Origin of the sequence: Rathayibacter sp. AY1A2, from assembly GCF_002930935.1 — a bacterium.
GTDB lineage: Bacteria > Actinomycetota > Actinomycetes > Actinomycetales > Microbacteriaceae > Rathayibacter.
Genome location: NZ_PSTP01000014.1, coordinates 18,327 through 36,165, shown reverse-complemented (window position 1 = coordinate 36,165; position 17,839 = coordinate 18,327). Strand labels below are relative to the sequence as shown.

Genomic DNA, 17,839 nt, shown 5'->3' with positions numbered 1-17,839 from the left:
GCTCGCGTCAGGCCGCCTCGAGCGCCTCGATCGCGGTCCTCGCGGTCGCGCAGGGGTAGGAGTCGTACCCGTCGTGGGCGTCGAAGGCGCGGCACTCGGCGCAGCGCAGCCGCACTCCGGCGCCGCCCTCGAGGACGCGCTCGGGGCGGTGCCCGTGCAGGATGACGGCGAGGCTCGCGACGAGGGGGTCGCTGCTCACCAGCGCGCTCCGCAGCGCCTCCGACCGGCGGCGGAGGTAGTCGTCCGCCACGGCGTCGATCGACTGCTCGGGGAGGTCCGGCTCGGGCCAGGAGGCGGGCCGCTCGACGGGCAGGTCGAGCTCGTCGAAGCCCATCGACCAGTCCGGGAAGCGGCGCTGCTCGTGCACGCTGGTCCAGACGGTGACCACGCCCTCGTGCCGCGGGTCGGCGAGGATCCGCGCGTAGAGCGAGCGCACGTCCGACTCCTCGCCCTCGAGCAGCTGCATCACGCGGCGGCCGCGGAAGACGAGCATCCCCGAGACGCCGTGCTCGACGTTGTTGCGGCGGCTCGTCTCGAGCAGCCGGCGGATCTCCCCCGAGCCCAGGTCGCGGTCGAGCGTGCTGACGTAGACGACGGTGAAGACGAGGGAGTCGCGCCGCGGCGAGTGCTCGACGAGGTGGAGCGTCGCGGGGGAGTGGGCGCCGGCTTCGGGGTCCATCAGGGCCGCGACCTCCGGGAACTCGAGCCAGATCAGGTCCTCCGGAGCGCTCGGCTCCACGGCGGTGACCGCCGGGACCGCGTCCAGCCACTGCGTCCGCTGGCGGAGGTCGGCGGCGACGGCCTTCTCGTCGAGCCCGGGCAGGAGGCCTGCGGCGCCGGAGACGAAGAGGCTCGTCGCGGAGTTGAGCAGCAGCGTCACGACCGTCGCGTGGCCGTCGCCGCCGAGCACGGGGAGCTCGACACTGTCGGTGCGGCCGTGGGCGGCGAGCCCGGAGGCGTAGGAGACGAGTGCGTCGGCGACCGCGTCCCCCACCTGGAAGGTCGCGCCGGCGTACTGGATCTGCTTCATAGCCCTACGATGCGCCTGCGGCGGATCCACGGGTAGGGGTACCGGTGCCGGGTGGAGCGTGCAGGGGTCGCGGCTGCTCCCGTCCGAGGAGCACGGAGCGGCGGGACCGCGCCCAGTCGGCCGTCGAGCGGGCCGGCGTCCCCGTGATCCGCTCGACCTCGTCGGTGAGCACGTCGACGCCGTCCAGGCCGCGGCGGGCGACGACTCCGAACTGCCGGCGGAGCCCCTCCGCCTGCCACGCGGACATGCCGGTGAGGCGCAGGACCCCGGCGAACACGCGGCTGGGCAGGTGCAGGTAGCGGACGCGCCGCCCCAGGCCCGCGGTCAGCTCGCGGGCGGCGCCGGGTCCGTCGAGCAGGGCCGGTCCGGTGAGGACGGGCTCGGCGCCGGTGTGCCCTCCCGCCTCGAGGACGTGCGCGGCGACCCGGGCGATGTCGGCGGTGTCGATCCACGGGATGACGCCGCGCCCCATCGTCTGCGGGAGCAGGCCGCGCGAGATCGCGGGCGCCGAGGGCTCGAGGTTCGTCAGGAAGCCCGAGGCGTGGAGGATCGTCGCGGGCAGCCCGGAGGCGCGCACCCGCTCGTCGGTCCGCCAGATCGCGCGGCCCCAGGGGAGCGGCGAGTGCTCGGCCGCGTCGCCGCCGGAGAGCTGCACGAGCGCGCGGACGCCCGCCTCCTGGGCGGCGCGGACGGCGGTGGCGCCGTGCTCGGCCTGGCGCGGGGTGGCGGCGGTGACCAGGAAGAGCTGGTCGGCGCCCCGGAGGGCGGCGGTCAGTGCGGCCCCGTCGCCGAGGTCGGCGATCCGTGCGTCGAGGTCGCGGGCCGCGAGGGCCGCCGCCTGCTCGGGCCGGCGGACGATCGCGCGGACGGGCGCGCCGGCCGCCACGAGCCGCTCGAAGGTCTTGCCGCCGACGTCGCCGGTGACTCCGGTGATCGCGATCACATCGCTCATGATTCCTCCTCAGTATCAACTAACTGATACTCGAAGACTACGCCGCTACGCTCGGTCCATGTCCTCGGAGTTCTCCCTGACCCGCGACGACGTCGACGCGATCGCCGCCTGGACGGTCATCCGCGCCGCCCGCGACCTGGCGAGGCGGGTCGGCGACGCGCTCGCGCCGGTCGGGCTCAGCCCGGTCGAGTTCGGCGTGCTGGCACAGCTCTCGGCGGCCGACGGGCTGACGCAGGCCGACCTCGCCCGCGCCGTCGGCGTCCGCCCGCAGAGCATGACCGCCCTGGTCGCCGGGCTGGCGGAGCGGGGCCTGCTCGACCGGGGGGCCGAGCGCGGCCGCGGCCGTCACTCCCGGATCGCCCTGACCCCGGCGGGGCGCGACCTCCTCGCGGCCGCCTACCCGCTCGTGCGGGCCGGCAACGCGTGGTTCGGCGGCGAGGAGCGCGCCGACGCCGTCGCGACCGCGCTGCGCCCGCTGCTCGGCGGGCAGTCGGGCCCGGGGCACGAGGTCCCCTGAGCGGACGGGGCGGGGAGGCTCGGCAGCGGGAGAGACGGCTCCTCCTCCGAGCGCTCGTGCACACCCGGCCCCCTCGCGGGTGCCACCGGTACCCTGGTGCGGTGCCCCTGACCCTCCCTCCGCTGAGCCGCGCCCGCGCGCGCGCCGCCGCGGCGTACCCGACCCGGCAGCTGCTGACCAAGCGCGCCTCGGGCACGAACGGATGGCTCAGCTCGTGGGGGACGAACGCGCACGGCGAGATCGCCGGCTGCCCGCCGCCGCGCGGCTGACCCGCGACCGCCCCTCCTCCGGAGTCCGCGGCCGCGTCCCCGCGCTCACCCACCCCTCCGGACGGAACCCCTCATGCCGCACCAGCCCCTGCCCGCCGATCAGGCCCCCCACTCGATCTGGCGGGGACTCCGCCAGACCCTCCAGAAGGACACGGTCGGCGGAGCGTTCCTGCTCACCGCGACCCTCCTCGCCCTGATCGTCGCGAACAGCCCCGCGTCCGCGCTCTACACCGCGGTCCGCGACTTCCGCTTCGGCCCCGAGGCCCTGCACCTCGAGCTGAGCGTCGGGTCGTGGGCGGCCGACGGCCTGCTCGCGATCTTCTTCTTCGTCGTCGGGCTCGAGCTCAAGGAGGAGTTCGTCGCCGGCAAGCTCCGCGACCCCAAGACGGCGCTCGTGCCGATCGTCGCGGCCGTCGGCGGCGTGGCCGTCCCCGCCCTGATCTTCACCGCGGTGAACCTGCCCCGCGGAGGAGCCGCGCTGGACGGCTGGGCGATCCCCGCCGCCACCGACATCGCCTTCGCCGTCGCGGTGATCGCCGTGGTCGGCCACTTCCTCCCGCCGGCGCTGCGGACGTTCCTCCTCACGCTCGCCGTGGTGGACGACCTCATCGCGATCACGATCATCGCCGTCTTCTACACCGCCGGCATCGACGTGCTGATGCTCCTGCTCGCGCTGGTGCCGCTGGCGGTCTTCGCGGTCTGCGTGCAGCGCGGCGTGCGCGCCTGGTGGGTGCTGATCCCGCTCGGAGTGGCGACGTGGGCGCTCGTGCACGCCTCGGGCATCCACGCCACGGTCGCGGGCGTGCTGCTCGGCTTCACCGTGCCGGTCGTCGCGACGAAGCGCGCCCGGGTGCAGGTGGGGTCGGATGCGGAGGGGCGCCCGGTCTACGACGGTCTCGCCGCCCACTTCGCCGACCGCTGGAGCGTCCTCTCGACCGCGGTCGCGGTGCCGGTCTTCGCGTTCTTCTCGGCCGGAGTGACGGTCGGCGGAGTCGCGGGCCTGGTCGACTCGTTCCAGGACTCGATCGCCGTGGGCATCATCGCGGGCCTCGTGCTCGGCAAGCCGCTCGGCATCGCCGGGAGCACCTTCCTCCTGACCCGCTTCCGCGGCATCGGCCTGGATCCGTCGCTGCGCTGGGTGGACGTGATCGGCATGGCGTTCGTGGCCGGCATCGGATTCACGGTGTCGCTGCTCGTCGGCGAGCTCTCGTTCGGCGCGGGCAGCGAGTCCGACGACCACGTGAAGGTCGGCGTCCTGGCCGGCTCGTTCCTCGCGGCGGTGATCGGAGGCGCGATCCTCTCGGTCCGCAACCGCCACTACCGCCGCCTGCAGGGCTGACGCCCGGCGGGATCTACGCGGCGCCCGCTGCTCGATCAGCAGGCGCCTCCTGCTGGTCGAGCAGCCGCCGCAGGCGCCCTGTCGTGGCCCGCGCGGCTCAGCCGTGCAGGCCGTGGATGACCGCGTGGCCGCGGCCGCGGGAGATGAGCAGGCGGTTCACCGGGGTCGTGACGACGAAGGCCAGGGCCAGGGCGCCGGCGAGCGAGCCCCAGAAGAGGCCGGACGAGAGGCCCGCGTCCATCGCTCCGGGGATCGCGAGCACCACCGTGTTGTCGACGACCTCCATCACGGCGATCGAGACGGTGTCGGCCGCCAGAGCGATGCCGACGGCGGCGCGCCACGTCACTCCGGAGCGGAGCACGCCCCGCAGCGTGAGCGCGTAGCCGAACACGAACGCGAGGACGATCGAGAGGGCGACCGTCGCCAGGGCGGGCAGCCCCAGGGCGGAGCCGATCACCATGCCGAGGACCTCGCCGATCGCGCAGCCGGTCAGGCAGTGCAGGGTCGCGAGGGCGGCGGCGCGCCAGGTGGTCGGGTGGTGGTGGGCGTGGTCGGTCACGGTGTCTCCTCCGGTTCGGTCCAGGGGAGTGCAACATACCCCCGGGGGGTATATTCCCGACCCGGCCGTCGGAGTCTCCTCCGGCTCCGCAGGCGCGCGAGCCGTTCGCCCGGGCGCGCTACCCTCGCCCCGTGCTCCTCCGAGCACCGCCCCTCGACACCAGGAGCCCCGATGGCCGCCCCCACCGTCCTCTTCGTCTGCATCCACAACGCCGGCCGCTCGCAGATGGCCGCCGGCTACCTCCGCGCCCTCTCCGGCGGCGCCGTCGAGGTCCGCTCCGGCGGCTCCGAGCCCGGCGACAGCATCAACCCGATCGCGATCGAGGCGATGGCGGAGGAGGGCATCGACATCTCGCAGGCCGTCCCGCAGCTGATGACCACCGAGCAGGTCCAGGCCTCCGACGTCGTGATCACGATGGGCTGCGGCGACGTCTGCCCCGTCTTCCCCGGCAAGCGCTACGAGGACTGGGACCTCGCCGACCCGAAGGGCCGACCGCTCGAGGAGGTCCGCTCGATCCGCGACGACATCAGGGCCCGCGTGCAGGCGCTCGTCGCGGAGCTGCTGCCCGCCTGAGCCGTTCGATCCCGTCCGGCCGCGTCAGTGTTCGGCGGGAGGCGGGAACGTCCGCCCGACCGGAGGCGAGCCCGCCGGGAGCGCCGCGCGCGCCCGGTGCAGGAAGACGGCGGTCATGACGACCCGGGCGCGGGCCGGCGACGAGTCGAGCGGGCCGATCAGCTCCTCGATCCGCGCGAGCCGGTCGTAGAGGGTCTGCCGGCCGATGCCGAGCGCGGCCGCCGTCGCCGTCTTGCTCCCCCACAGCGACGCGAAGGCCTCGAGGGTGGCGAGCAGCTCGCCACGCTGGGCGCGCAGAGGCCCGAGCACCTCCTCGACGAGATCGTCCGCCTCCGGATCGTCCAGCAGGGAGCTCGCGAACCGCTCCAGGCGGTACTGGCGCGAGTCGACGACTCCGCCCGCGGGCGCCCACTCGCGCGCGCCGCGCACCTCCGCCAGCTCCCGGGGTACCCGCTCCTGCCCGCCGAGCCCGCTTCCGACGCAGAGCAGAGCGTCCGAGTCGAGGGCGGCGCCGAGGCGCAGCAGCTCCGCGCGGCCCTCCTCCATCGCGGCGGCGGTGGCGAACGGCAGCAGCGCCAGCAGCTCGGAGCCGACCACGCAGAGCACCGGGCCGGGATCCGCTCCCGCGCCCGTCAGGAGGCGGAGCAGAGCGCGGAGCCGCCGGTCGTCGTGACCGGTGTCGGCCCGGACGCCGAGGTAGCGCTCCCGGGAGCCGGCGCCGAGGCGGCCGAGGAAGGCGTCGATCTGGAGGTCGGCCGCCGGGTCCGCGCGCTCGACGGACGCGATCGCGAAGAGCTGGGCGGTCAGCCGCTCGGTGACCGACGGCGGGCGGTGCCGGAGCACGGCGATCGCGAGGACGTCCGGCGCCCGGTCGAGCGCGACGGCGACGGCGTGGAGGTCGGCGTCGGCGTGGGCCCGCAGATGCAGGGTGCCCAGGAGGGAGTCGCCCGCGTGCAGCACGTTCGAGAACGTCCCGGCCGTCGGCTCCGTGTCGACGCCCGGCCCGGGCGAGGCGCGGGCGATCTCGTCGCCCGTGAGCGAGACGAGCGAGGCGGAGGCGCCCGTCGCGGAGGCGACGACCTGCAGGAGCTCGTCGACGCCGGCGTCCCCGGAGGCCGCGTCGGCCAGAAGACCGGACACTCTGTCCGCCAGACGGATGCTCCGGAACTTCTGCTCGGTGAGGTGGGTGTTGATGCTCTCGCAGACCTGCACGAAGGGGACGCGCCGGGGCAGGGCGAGCACGGGGAGGCCGAGCTCGTCGGCCGCCGCGACGATCGGCGGCGGCACCGCGGGCAGGCGCGGCGAGAGCTCGAGAGCGAGGGCGCCGACTCCCGCATCCACCAGAGACCGCACGTACTCGCGGCACTCCGCCGGGTCCTGGTCGGTCGAGAGGAGCGCGCCCTCCATCAGGAGCAGCTCGCCTCCGAGGAGGAGGGGCGCGATGTCGAGCTGCTCGCTCGTGTGGGCCCAGCGGATCACGGCGCGCTCGGCGGCCGCGTGCCCGGCGGCCACCACCGGGAGCATGGCGGCGAGGCGCGGATCCCGCATCGCGTCCGACAGCAGGTAGGCCATACAGAACGTCCTCTCGCGTCACGGCGAATTTACACGCGGACGCGCCGCCCGAAACGGGTCCGCACGAGAGTGGAGCCTCACCGGGCGCCCCGCCCTCCCCTTCATCCCCCTCCCCGAGAGGATCCGCCATGAGCACCGACACCCTGCACGGCACCGCCGACGCCGAGGACGCGCTGAGTCCCCTGCCCGACTCCCGACGCACCGCCCGGCTCGACGGGCAGTTCTGGATCTGAGCCGGCGCCAACATCGCCCCCATCAACTGGGTGCTCGGCGCCCTCGGCGTGAACATGGGCCTCGGCCTGGCGGACACCGTCACCGTCCTCGTGCTCGGCAACGTCGTCGGGATGGCGGTGTTCGGCTTCTTCGTCCTCCTCGGCCAGCGGACGGGGGCGACCGGGATGCTCGTGGGACGGGCGATCTTCGGCCGGCGCGGCAACTACGTCCCGGCCGCGATCCAGGCCGTGGTCGTGATCGGCTGGTGCGCCATCAACACCTGGATCGTCCTCGACCTGGTCATCGCGCTCCTCGGCTCCGTCGGCGTCGTCGACCCGGAGCAGGCGAACGTCGGCTGGAAGATCGCGGTGGCGGCGGTGATCATGGCGGTCCAGGTCGCGATCTCCTTCCTCGGCTACCGCGCGATCGCCGCCTTCGAGCGCTGGACCGTCCCGCCGACCCTCCTGGTGCTGGCGATCATGTCGGTCGTCGCCTGGTTCTTCCTCGACATCGACTGGTCCTACGCCGGCCCCGCGGAGGGCGCGCTCACCGGCGGCGACCGCATCGCGGCCATGTCCATCGTGATGACCGCCATCGGCATCGGCTGGGGCCTCACCTGGCTCGCCTACGCCGGCGACTACTCCCGCTTCGTCGGGCCCCGCTCCTCGAAGCGGGGGCTCTACCTCGCCAGCGTCCTCGGCCAGTTCATCCCGGTGGTCTGGCTCGGCGTCCTCGGCGCGACCCTCGCGACGAAGAACGGCTCCGTGGATCCCGGGGAGCTGATCGTCGAGAACTTCGGCGCCCTCGCGATCCCCGTGCTGCTCCTGGTGGTGCACGGCCCGATCGCGACCAACGTCCTGAACATCTACTCGTTCGGCATGGCGACCCAGGCCCTCGACATCCGGCTCGGGCGCCGCGCGCTCAGCCTCGTCGTCGGCGTGCTGGCCTTCGCGGCCGCGGTGTTCTTCGTCTTCCAGGACGACCTCGCCACCACGCTCGACGCGTGGCTGGTCGGCCTCGTCGGCTGGGTCGCCCCGTGGGGTGCGATCGTGCTGGTGCACTACACGGTGTTCGAGCCGCGCGTCCGCTCCTTCGGGCACCTGTTCGCCCCCGTCGGCTCGCCGCTGCTGCCGGACGTCCGCTGGCGGGCGCTGCTCTCCTTTGCGATCGGCGCGACCCTGACCTGGCTGTTCATGAACGGCTCGGTGCCCGCCCTGCAGGGTCCGGCTGCGACCGCCCTCGGCGGCGTCGACGTCTCGTGGCTCGCGGGCGGAGTCTCGGCCGGCCTCGCCTACCTCCTGCTCGGCCGGGACGCTCCCGCCTGGGTAGAGCGCCGGGAGTCGGCCGCGCCGGTCGCCGCGGAGCCCGAGCCCGTCCGCGGCTGAGCCCGAGCCCCTCCGCGGGCCGGCCCCCTCGCGAGCCGGCCCGCCCCGTCCCACCCCGCACCACGAACGGAACCGCCATGCCCCTCTTCCTCTCCGACGCCGCAGTGATCACCATGGACCCGGTCTCGGGCGCCGTCCCGATCACGGCGAGCATCCGCATCGTCGACGAGCTGATCGTCGCGATCGGCCCGGGCCTCGTCCCCGAGCCGGGCGACGAGGTGATCGACGGGCGCGACCGCCTGGTCGTCCCCGGCTTCGTCAACGCCCACACCCACTCGTGGGAGTACCTCTACAAGGGCCGCTACGACAACCTGCCGCTCGAGCTGTGGATGCTGCTGTCGTACCCGATCCTCGGGAACAGCCGCGTCGCTCCGGATCTGGTGCGGCTGCGCTCGTCGCTCTTCGCCCTCGAATCGCTGAAGGCCGGGGTCACGACCCTGGTCGACGACGTGCTCGAGAACCCGGACCAGGACGCTGAGCAGCTCGCCGCGGTCTTCGATGCGTACGACGAGATCGGAGTCCGCGCCAACATCTCGGGCCACGTGATCAGCAGGCCCTTCCACGAGACGATGCCGTTCCTCGAGGAGTACGTGCCCGCGGAGATCCTCGACCAGGCGCGGTCGGCGTCGCGCCCGACGACGGAGGGCTACCTCGCCTTCAGCCGCGAGGCGTTCGCGACCCAGCACGGGAGGGGAGGCGGGCGGCTGCGCTACATGGTCGCCCCGTCCGCTCCTCAGCGCTGCGGGCCCGAGCTGCTCGTGGGGGCGACCGAGCTGGCGCTCGAGCACGGGGCGGAGTGCCACATCCACGTCCTCGAGACGAAGACGCAGCTGGTGACCGGCGAGGTGTCCTACGGCTCGACGCTGGTCGAGTACATGGAGCGGATCGGCGCGCTCTCCCCGAACACGACCTTCGCCCACGGGATCTGGCTCACCGACTCCGACATGGAGCGGATCGCCGCCGCCGGCACGTCCGTCTCGCACAACCCGATCTCGAACCTCAAGCTCGGCTCGGGCATCGCCCCGTGGCGCGCGCTGCACGACGCGGGCGTGAACCTCGGCCTCGGCACCGACGGCTGCTCGAGCAGCGACTCTCCGCGCATGCTCGACGTCGTGAAGGCCGCGGCGCTCCTGCACAAGGTCACGGATCCGGACATCGCCACCTGGCCGACCGTGTCCGAGGTGCTCACGGCCGGCACGATCGGAGGCGCGCGCAGCGCCGTGCTCGACGACGTCACCGGCAGCATCGAGGTCGGCAAGCAGGCCGACCTCGTCGTCTACGACCTCGAGACGCTGAACTTCACCCCGCGCCAGCGGCTCGAGAACCAGCTCGTCTACTCCGAGAACGGCTCGTCGATCGACACCGTGATCGTCGCGGGCCGGGTCGTCGTCTCGAAGGGCGTCTCGACCGCCGTCGACGAGGCGGCCCTCCGTGCGGATCTCGCCGCGCAGCTGGGGGAGATCGTGGCCTGGCAGGACTCGCTGGACCGCACGAACGGCGTGCTCACCGAGCCGTTCCGGCGGATGTACGAGCGGGCGATGCGGCACGACGCCCCCGTCGACCGCTTCAGCGGCCGCCGGCTGGTCTGAGGGCGGGCCGCCTCCCGGCGGACTCCCGGCTCGGCACACGGACGGGCGGGGGCGCGGCTCCAGTAGGTTGCGCACATGAGGTGGCGAGCGGGAGCGGTGGCGGTGCTCGTCCTCGCGCTCGCCGGGTGCACCGCGCCGGCCGACCCCGAGCCGACGACCGGGCCCACGGCCGCCCCCGTCTCCGGGCCGGTGGTCGGCGGCTACGGCGACCTGCACGTCGCGCCCGACGGGTCGATGATGTTCTGCTACTCCGACCCCGACCCGGGATTCACGGGCGTCTGGCGGGAGTGCCAGGACGGGATCGGCACCGTGGGCGTCGACCCGGCCGCGATCGACGCGACCCTCGGGGAGACGGCGACGGCCGATCCGGGCGGGCATCGCTGGGTCGGCGCGGCGGCCGGGAAGCGCACCACCGAGGACGGCACAGACGTCTACACCGTCTTCCTCGCGGGGACCCGCACGGACGACGCCTTCACCGTGACCGCGGTCGGCGAGGGCTCCTACCGCGTGCCGTCCGAGTACCAGGAGCTGCAGCCGGGAGTGCCGGGCGGGTTCCTGGTGCGGCTCGAGCCGATCGGCTGAGCGGGGGCGCCGGCGCAGGTGGAGCGGTCGGAGGCGCCGGGCCGGGTGCAGCGGCCGGGAGGGGCGGAGCCGGCGGACTCGCGCACCCCTCCGCCCGACCCTCACAGCGGGCGCGGCCGGTACCGCTCGATCAGCGCGTCGAACAGGCCGTTCATCCGCTCGTCGACCACGCGGCGCGACTCGTCGGCGTCGTACCACTCCACGATCTCGCGGGCGCCGTCGCTGAAGCGCACCGAGGGGGAGTACGCCGGGACGAGGCGGCGGATCTTCGCGTTGTCGAACACCATCGAGTGCGCCTTGTCGCCGATGATCCCGGCACCGAGCTCGGGGTCGGCCGCGGCGATCGCGTCGGAGGCGACGTGCACGAGGCGCGGCTCGACTCCGGCCGCCGCGGCGAGGTCGCGGTGGATCTCGTCCCAGGTCGGCGTCTCGTCGCCGGTGATGTGGAACGCCTCGCCGATCGCGGCGGAGGCGCCGAGAAGACCGACCAGGCCGACAGCGACGTCGTCGGCGTGCGTGAGCGTCCAGAGCGAGGTGCCGTCGCCGAGGACGACCACCTCCTGGCCGCGGCGCATCCGGTCGACGACGGTCCAGCCTCCGTCGACGGGCAGCGCGGTGCGGTCGTAGGTGTGCGAGGGGCGGACGATCGTGACCGGGAAGCCGCTCGCGCGGTGCTCGGCCACGAGCAGGTCCTCGCACGCGATCTTGTCGCGGGAGTACTGCCAGTAGGGGTTCCGGAGCGGAGTCGACTCGGTGACCGGGAGGCTGCGCGGCGGCTTCTGGTAGGCCGAGGCCGAGCTGATGAAGACGTACTGGCCCGTGCGGCCGGCGAACAGGTCGATGTCCTGCTGCACGTGCTCGGGCGTGAAGGCGACGAAGTCGATCACGGCGTCGAAGCTCCGGTCGCCGAGGGCGGCGGTGACGGAGTCGCGGTCGCGGCCGTCGGCCTGCACCTCGCGGACGCCCTCGGGCAGCGGGCGGAGCGACGTCCGCCCCCGGTTCAGCACGGTCACGTCCTGGCCGAGCCGCAGCGCCTCGCGGACGCAGGCGGCGCTGATGATGCCCGTCCCGCCGATGAACAGCACGCTGAGCGACATGGATCCTCCTCCGGCGGCGCCCGCGGCGGACGCCTCCCGATCCGATTCCCCCACATCGGGACGCCGCACGCGAGTCCCTTGACCCGGCTACCGCTCGACGGGACGCCGGTGCTCGTCCTCCGGCTCGGGGGCGAGCAGCGCCTCCGGAGCGGCCGCCGCGGTCGGCACGTCGGGCGTCGTCCGCTGCTCGAGGGAGCGGCCCCAGGCCGTGCCCGCGAGGATCAGCGCGATGCCGAGGAAGCCGACCGGCGCGATCGGGTCGCGGGCGAGCGCGACTCCGACGACCGCGGCCCACACCGGCTCGGTGCCCAGCAGGAGGCTGACGCGGGAGGGGGAGGTGCGGCGGACCGCCCACGTCTGCACGAGGAAGCCGAAGACGGTGCAGACCAGGACGAGGTAGAGGAACAGGCCGGCGCCCACGGGGTCGAGTCCCGCGACGTACTCGGGGATCGGCACGCCGACGACGAGCGACGCGGCGCTGAACACGACGGCGCAGGTGCCGAGCTGCACCGTGGTCAGGCGGAGGGAGTCCATCGGCGCCCGCGCCGAGAGGCGGTGCATCGACGTGACGTGCACGGCCCGCACGACGGCGGCGCCGAGGATCAGCAGGTCGCCGGGGGAGAGCGGGCGGAGGGCGCCGTTGCCCGCGAGCAGCGCGACCCCGACGACCGCGACGAGGCATGCGAGCAGGAAGCGGCCCGGGAGCCGGCGCTTCGAGACGGCGGAGTCGAGGATCGGCGTGATCACGATCGTCAGGCTGATGATGAGGCCCGCGTTGGTGGCGGAGGTGCCGGCGATGCCGTAGGTCTCGAGCGCGAAGATCGTCGCGAGCAGCGCCCCGATGGTCACGCCGACCCGCCACTCCGCCGCGGTGATCCGGTGCCGCCGCGCCGCGACGATCACGGCCAGGCACAGGGCGGCGAGGGTCATCCGCGAGCCGAGCAGCGCCATCACGCTCGAGTCGGTGACGAGCTCCTTCGCCGCGAAGTAGGTCGAGCCCCAGGAGGCGGCGACCACGAGCAGGAGGAGGTCGACCCGGAAGCGGGAGAGGAGAGCGCGCACGGCTCATCGTGGCGGCACGGAGACCCGAAGGACAAGACTGCATCTTCTTCGCCGACGCGTAAGTTGGAACTCATGGAACTCGGACAGCTCAGGGCTCTGCGGGAGCTCGGCGAGCGCGGGAGCATCGCCGCCGTCGCCGCCGCGATGCGGGTGTCCCCCTCCTCCGTCTCGCAGCAGATCAGCGCGCTGCAGCGCCGCACGCCGACGGCGCTGACCTTCCGCGACGGGCGCCGGACCGCGCTGACCCCCGCCGGCCGCGCTCTCGCGGCGGCCGTGGTCGAGGTGGAGGTGGCGCTCGAGCGCGCGGCCCGGGCGGTCGCGGAATTCGAGGGGGAGCCGAGCGGCACGGTCTCGGTCGCCGCGTTCCACAGCGCGGGGCTGGCGATGTTCGGCCCGCTGCTGGAGGCGCTGCGCGCACCGGGTCGGCCGGGCGTCGCGCTCGCCGACTTCGACGTGGCGCAGAGCGCCTTCGCCGGGCTGACCGCGGACCACGACCTGGTCGTCGCGCACCGGCTCGCCGGCAGCGCCGAGTGGCCCGGGACCGTGCGCTCCACGCCCCTCCTCTTCGAGCCGCTCGACCTCGCGCTGCGGCGCGATCATCCGCTCGCCGCGAAGGACGTCGTCCGCCCCGCCGACCTCCGCGACGAGGAGTGGGTCGCGGTGCACGAGGGCTTCCCCCTGGAGCGGGCGATCGACGCCATCGCGGTCCTCGCGGGCGGCGACGCGCGCATCCCGCACCGGATCAACGACTTCCTGGTCGCGGCGGCGGTCGTGTCGGCGGGCGACGGCGTCGCGCTGCTGCCGCGGTACACGACCGACCTGCGGCGCACGCCGGAGGTGGTGCTGCGGCCGCTCGGGATCCCGGGGCTCGGCCGCCACATCGACTGCCTCGCCCGGCCCGAGACGCTGGAGCGCTCGGCCGTGCGGGCCGTGCTCGAGCAGCTGACCGGGATCGCCGCGGGGCTCGCCGCCGCGCCGTAGCATCGTGCCGTGCACCGCCTGATCGAGACCACGGCCGGAGACCCGGCAGCCACGGACCTCTTCGCCCTGCAGGAGGCCGACCTCCTCGCCCGCTACGGCGGCGACGACACCGGTCCGCGTCCGCCCGCCGACGCTCCGACCCTGCTGCTCGAGGTCGACGGCGGGCTCGTCGGCTCCGTGGCGCTCGCGGTCGAGGACGGCATCGGCGAGATCAAGCGGATGTTCGTGGTGAGCGCCGCGCGGGGCCGCGGGCTCAGCCGCGTGCTGCTCGCCGGCGTCGAGCGGCTGGCGGCCCGCGAGGGCGTGGAGCTGCTCCGACTGGTCACCGGCACGGAGCAGCCGGAGGCGATGGCGCTCTACGCGAGCGCCGGCTACGACCCGATCGCGGGCTACGGCTACTGGGGCGACGAGCCGAGCGCGCGCTGCTACGCGAAGCGGCTCGACCGCGAGGCGCTGCTCGCCGACGCGGGCTGACGCCGGGCTGGCGCTGGGCTGATGCCGGGCTGCCCGTTCGGCCGTCGCGGGCCGGCGACGGACTGACGTCGGGTTCTGCGCTCGGCCGTCGCGGGCTCTCCGGGCCGCTCGGTCCAGGGTGCTCGCGAGTCGGGCCGCCCGCTCGGAGGGTCCGTATCGGCGAGTCCGACGGGGCATCTGCGACGTCGTGCACGACTGGTCGGCGGTGCGGAGAAGCTGCTGAGGATGAGGCGCGGGAGGCGCGGCGCGCCGCCTCAGGGCAGGTTCGCGCCAGAGCGGCCTCGAGCGGCGTGCCCCGTCGCGGAGCAGGCGACTCTGTCGGAGCGGCACGGGCATCCTCCCGCGCCTCTCACCCGACTCTGCCCCCGATACCCAGGGGTGCACGATGACAGAAGGACTCCGATGCAGAACGAAGACACCAGCACGCCGACCGGCGCCCCCGATCGTCTGACCCAGCGCCGAACCGTGGTGAAGGGCGCCGCATGGGCGATTCCTGTTGTGGCCGCCTCGATCGCCGCTCCGATGGCGTCGGCCTCAACCGCCCCCCAGTGCGCCCTGCAGGACGCGCAGCGCATCGACGCCACCTCGACCACCGCGCTCGCGGCCCGGACGATCCCCGTGCCCGCGGGAACCCAGTGGGTCCGCTTCACGGCGGTCGGCGGAGACGGCGGCGGCGTCCGCACCGGGTCGGACGTCACCAGCGCCGGTGCGCGGGTGACGGGCACCATCCCCGTCGACGCGCTCGGCGGAGCGTCCGAGATCGTCATCACCGCGGGCTCGGGCGGCAGCAACCAGGCCGGCGGCCGGGGGCTCGGCAACGGCGGGGCTCCGGGCACTCCGGGCTACATCGGCTCCGGAGGAGGGGGCGGGGCCAGCGGGATCACCGCCGCGGGCTCCCTGCTCGTCATCGCGGGCGGCGGCGGCGGTAGCGCAGCCGGCTTCACCTCGAACGACTTCACCCGGTCCGCCCGCGTCGGGCCGAACGCGGGGTCCGGTGGTCCGGTCGGCGGCTCCGGCTACGAGAGCGCCGTCTCGCGCGCGGACAGCAGCACCGGCTCCACCGAGCAGGCCCGGAGCACTGGCGGAAGCCAGACCGGGCCGGGGCAGCCCGGTGTGACGACGGTCAACGTGACCGAGACGGTTCTCGGCAGCCCGGGCTCCGGGCGCGACGGCGGTGCCGGCGCAGCCAGGACGAACGCGAGCCGCCAGGTGACCTACGCGTCCGGTGGTGGCGGCGGCGGCTACTTCGGCGGTGCCGGCGGCGGCACCTCCCTGTGGGTGCGCGGTGGCGGCTCCTACGCGGCCAACGCGTCGACGGGCGCAGGAGGCAGCAGCTTCGCCGCGTCCGGCGTGACCGTCGAGAACTCCGACGTCGACACCCGTTCGCAGACGATGGGCTACGTGGAGGTCGCCTTCTTCGTCTGCGAGTAGCGCCTGCCCGACGGCCAGACGAGCCTCCGTGGTCACCCGCTCCGGCGCGCGACCACGGAGGCTCGTCGTCGTCACCGTCCGCTCCACGTCGTCCCCGTCCTCCTGATGTCCCATCACCATATCAGTATGGGGCGGGAGGCGCCAGACCTCACTCCTCCTGCGGCTCCGCGCCGTCGTGCTGCAGGCGCACCAGGACGCGGCGGAGGTGCATGGCCGCGAGGACACCGGGACCGAGGGTCCGGGAAGTCGCGGCGGTCCGCTCGTCGACGACCTGCACGAGGTGCCGGATCGCACGGGCCGCGCCCCCGATCGCCCGGTGCGCGGCGGGGGAGCCGGCGTCGTCGCGGTCGATCGCGTCGGCGACCGCCCGGCAGGCCTCGCTCAGCGGCGGCCCGAGCGCCGGATCGAACGGGAGCGCGCCCGGCCGCTCCCAGATGGTGTCCGCGAGGGCGCCGCTCAGATCGCGGACGTGGAAGAGGATCGCGTCGAGCGTCTCGAGGCGGAGGTGGTCGGGTCGGGAGTCGCGCCGGTGCAGCAGCGCGCGCGGGTTGCCCTTGCGGCTCTCGTCCGCGTCCGCGAGGGCCGCGCGGACCTCCTCCGCCGTCCGGGCCAGCTCCTCGCCGTTGCGCGCCCACGCCTCGTGCTCGGGTGGCCACGTCTCCTCGAGCGCGGCGGCCAGCTGGCGCAGGTGCTCCGCGAGCTCGTGCCGGAACGCGTCGACCCGGGCGGACGCCGCCTCGACGGTGAGCCCGGGGGCGACGACCACGTTCACCAGCAGCCCCACCACCACGCCCACCGCCATCTGCACGAGGTAGCCGAGGGAGTAGTCCTCGGCGTCGGCCCCGCCGATGATCAGCACGAAGAGGGCCGCCATCGGCACGTACTCGCGGCCCGCGCCGAACCACCCCGTCCCCGAGAGGACCACGCCGATCCCGACGACGAGCGGGATCGTCCACCAGGTCGGGCCGACGGTGACCACCACGAGGGCGGCGAGCCCGATCCCCGCCGCCAGGCCGAGCAGGGTCTGCAGTCCGGTGCGGACCGAGCCCATCAGGGTCGGGTACATGCTGACCAGGGCGCCGAGCGGCGCGTAGTACGGGTACTGCTCCGCGACTCCGGGAGCGAGCGGCGCGACGGCCCAGGCGATGCCGACCGCCAGCGCCGTCTTGAGAGCGAGCATCAAGCGCGAGCCGGTGACCGCCTCCCGCCAGGCGAGGGCGGCGCGGGACGTCCGGGTGCGGGGCATCCCGGCACCCTAGGCGAGGGGCGCGGCCCGTCTCTCCCCTCGTGACAGCGGCGGCGGAGGCCCGAGCGACGGTGGAGGGCGGAGGGCGGCGGCTCGGGACGGCGGTGCTGATCACGACTCACGACGAACGTCCGATCCGGCCCACGTCGCCTGCGCCGTTCCACGGGGCGCCGCGGATCCTTCCTCCGTGACGAAAGCGACCGCGCGGACCGCAGGCGCCGTGAAGTGATGCCACCCCCGCTCACGGGGGCCGTTGAGTTTGCGCAGACGCCCTGTTACCGTGAACAAACCGTGCAGCTGGCGGCGTCGGAGGCCTCGAGGTGGAGGTCGCGCCGGATCCTGCGAGTCACGGCGAGTTCTTCTCCGAGGTCCACCGGGCCTCTCCCCTTGGCGCCCTCCGGCGCCTCTCCGCAGCCCCCCAGCCCCCGGGGGCGCGCCGCTCACGGTGCGCCCCCGGGCCCCACGCCGCCCCTTGACGATGGAGTCACGATGACGACCGCATCGACGCCCGTCGACGCCGAGCTCCCCCGATCCGCGGGGCTCCGGCGCCACCACACGGCCGGGCTGCTGATCCTCCTCGCCGCGGTGGCTCCGCTGCCCTACACCGCCGCCTCCCCGGCCGTCGCCCTCGGCGAGCCGACCTCCACCGACCCGATCGCGCCGGACACCGCCGACCCCGCGATCGAGTTCCACGACGGCGACTGCTCCATGGTCGCGACAGCCCGGGCAACCCCGTCGTGATGCGGAGGGCGCCCACCCTCGCGGCACTCGGCACCACCGCCCCGACCACCGGGTACACCGACATGAACCCCGGCGGCTGATCCCTCGTGCCGGTCGAGCGGCTGCCCCTCTCTGCCTGTCGAGCAGCCGCCCAGCGGCGTATCGAGCCCCTCGTGCTTCGCACACAGGTTCCGACACGCCCCTGACGGCGCTGCTCGACCGAGCAGGGCTCGGCACCCCGAGATCCT

The 17,839-nt window shown here is 74.4% G+C and carries 18 protein-coding genes; 11 read left to right on the top strand and 7 right to left on the bottom strand.

The features are described 5' to 3' along the window. Positions 1-7: 7 nt before the first annotated feature. Together C5B93_RS12105 and C5B93_RS12100 are read right to left on the bottom strand one after the other, a co-directional pair. Positions 8-1,030, bottom strand: coding sequence for a BLUF domain-containing protein (locus tag C5B93_RS12105; protein WP_104292571.1), 1,023 nt, complete (start codon positions 1,028-1,030; stop codon positions 8-10). Positions 1,031-1,034: 4 nt separating this feature from the next. Beyond that, positions 1,035-1,982: an NAD(P)H-binding protein gene (locus C5B93_RS12100; protein WP_104292570.1), complete on the bottom strand. Its 948-nt coding sequence runs from the start codon at positions 1,980-1,982 to the stop codon at positions 1,035-1,037. Positions 1,983-2,040: 58 nt separating this feature from the next. Here C5B93_RS12100 and C5B93_RS12095 point away from each other — a divergent pair, with 58 nt between their 5' ends. The 3 genes from C5B93_RS12095 to nhaA all read left to right on the top strand — a co-directional run bounded on the left by C5B93_RS12095 (position 2,041) and on the right by nhaA (position 4,107). Further along, positions 2,041-2,499 carry a MarR family winged helix-turn-helix transcriptional regulator gene (locus C5B93_RS12095; RefSeq protein WP_181027218.1) on the top strand — a complete coding sequence of 153 codons (459 nt, stop codon included), beginning with the start codon at positions 2,041-2,043 and terminating at the stop codon, positions 2,497-2,499. Positions 2,500-2,600: 101 nt separating this feature from the next. Continuing rightward, positions 2,601-2,768, top strand: a complete 168-nt coding sequence (locus C5B93_RS17295; protein ID WP_181027217.1) for a hypothetical protein — start codon at positions 2,601-2,603, stop codon at positions 2,766-2,768. Positions 2,769-2,841: 73 nt separating this feature from the next. Beyond that, the gene (nhaA, locus tag C5B93_RS12090) at positions 2,842-4,107 is read left to right on the top strand and encodes a Na+/H+ antiporter NhaA (RefSeq protein ID WP_104292568.1); all 1,266 of its coding nucleotides are present in this window, start codon (positions 2,842-2,844) and stop codon (positions 4,105-4,107) included. A gap of 97 nt (positions 4,108-4,204) precedes the next feature. Here the strand turns inward: nhaA and C5B93_RS12085 are convergent, their stop codons facing one another. Then, on the bottom strand, positions 4,205-4,666 hold the full coding sequence (locus C5B93_RS12085) for a DUF4396 domain-containing protein (RefSeq protein WP_104349445.1): 462 nt from the start codon (positions 4,664-4,666) through the stop codon (positions 4,205-4,207). 171 nt (positions 4,667-4,837) lie between these two features. Here C5B93_RS12085 and C5B93_RS12080 point away from each other — a divergent pair, with 171 nt between their 5' ends. Continuing rightward, positions 4,838-5,239 (top strand): arsenate reductase ArsC, encoded by a 402-nt coding sequence (locus C5B93_RS12080; protein ID WP_104222419.1) that lies wholly within the window; start codon positions 4,838-4,840, stop codon positions 5,237-5,239. 24 nt (positions 5,240-5,263) lie between these two features. Here C5B93_RS12080 and C5B93_RS12075 read toward each other — a convergent pair whose 3' ends face one another. Beyond that, the gene (locus tag C5B93_RS12075; RefSeq protein ID WP_104292567.1) at positions 5,264-6,811 is read right to left on the bottom strand and encodes a PucR family transcriptional regulator; all 1,548 of its coding nucleotides are present in this window, start codon (positions 6,809-6,811) and stop codon (positions 5,264-5,266) included. Positions 6,812-7,074: 263 nt separating this feature from the next. Here C5B93_RS12075 and C5B93_RS12070 point away from each other — a divergent pair, with 263 nt between their 5' ends. The 3 genes from C5B93_RS12070 (at position 7,075) to C5B93_RS12060 (ending at position 10,580) form a co-directional block, all read left to right on the top strand. Then, the gene (locus C5B93_RS12070; protein ID WP_374953146.1) at positions 7,075-8,409 is read left to right on the top strand and encodes a purine-cytosine permease family protein; all 1,335 of its coding nucleotides are present in this window, start codon (positions 7,075-7,077) and stop codon (positions 8,407-8,409) included. A gap of 77 nt (positions 8,410-8,486) precedes the next feature. Then, complete coding sequence (locus C5B93_RS12065; RefSeq protein ID WP_104292566.1) at positions 8,487-9,998, top strand: amidohydrolase family protein; 1,512 nt, start codon at positions 8,487-8,489, stop codon at positions 9,996-9,998. Positions 9,999-10,073: 75 nt separating this feature from the next. Then, positions 10,074-10,580 carry a hypothetical protein gene (locus C5B93_RS12060; protein WP_146078486.1) on the top strand — a complete coding sequence of 169 codons (507 nt, stop codon included), beginning with the start codon at positions 10,074-10,076 and terminating at the stop codon, positions 10,578-10,580. A 101-nt stretch (positions 10,581-10,681) separates the two neighbouring features. Here C5B93_RS12060 and C5B93_RS12055 read toward each other — a convergent pair whose 3' ends face one another. Both C5B93_RS12055 and C5B93_RS12050 read right to left on the bottom strand, forming a co-directional pair. Then, positions 10,682-11,677: an SDR family oxidoreductase gene (locus C5B93_RS12055; RefSeq protein ID WP_104292564.1), complete on the bottom strand. Its 996-nt coding sequence runs from the start codon at positions 11,675-11,677 to the stop codon at positions 10,682-10,684. Positions 11,678-11,764: 87 nt separating this feature from the next. Then, the gene (locus C5B93_RS12050; protein ID WP_219814040.1) at positions 11,765-12,739 is read right to left on the bottom strand and encodes a DMT family transporter; all 975 of its coding nucleotides are present in this window, start codon (positions 12,737-12,739) and stop codon (positions 11,765-11,767) included. Positions 12,740-12,811: 72 nt separating this feature from the next. Between C5B93_RS12050 and C5B93_RS12045 the strand changes: the two genes are divergently transcribed. The 3 genes from C5B93_RS12045 (at position 12,812) to C5B93_RS12035 (ending at position 15,625) form a co-directional block, all read left to right on the top strand. Continuing rightward, entirely contained in the window at positions 12,812-13,720 is a 909-nt protein-coding gene (locus C5B93_RS12045) for a LysR family transcriptional regulator (protein WP_104292563.1), read from the top strand. A gap of 9 nt (positions 13,721-13,729) precedes the next feature. Then, on the top strand, positions 13,730-14,194 hold the full coding sequence (locus C5B93_RS12040) for a GNAT family N-acetyltransferase (protein WP_104263510.1): 465 nt from the start codon (positions 13,730-13,732) through the stop codon (positions 14,192-14,194). A 402-nt stretch (positions 14,195-14,596) separates the two neighbouring features. Continuing rightward, a complete protein-coding gene (locus tag C5B93_RS12035) occupies positions 14,597-15,625 on the top strand; it encodes a hypothetical protein (RefSeq protein ID WP_146076912.1) in 1,029 nt (342 codons plus the stop codon). A 148-nt stretch (positions 15,626-15,773) separates the two neighbouring features. Here the strand turns inward: C5B93_RS12035 and C5B93_RS12030 are convergent, their stop codons facing one another. Continuing rightward, positions 15,774-16,871 (bottom strand): aromatic acid exporter family protein, encoded by a 1,098-nt coding sequence (locus C5B93_RS12030; RefSeq protein WP_104292562.1) that lies wholly within the window; start codon positions 16,869-16,871, stop codon positions 15,774-15,776. 489 nt (positions 16,872-17,360) lie between these two features. Between C5B93_RS12030 and C5B93_RS12025 the strand changes: the two genes are divergently transcribed. After that, on the top strand, positions 17,361-17,612 hold the full coding sequence (locus tag C5B93_RS12025) for a hypothetical protein (protein WP_104263513.1): 252 nt from the start codon (positions 17,361-17,363) through the stop codon (positions 17,610-17,612). Positions 17,613-17,839: the final 227 nt, after the last annotated feature.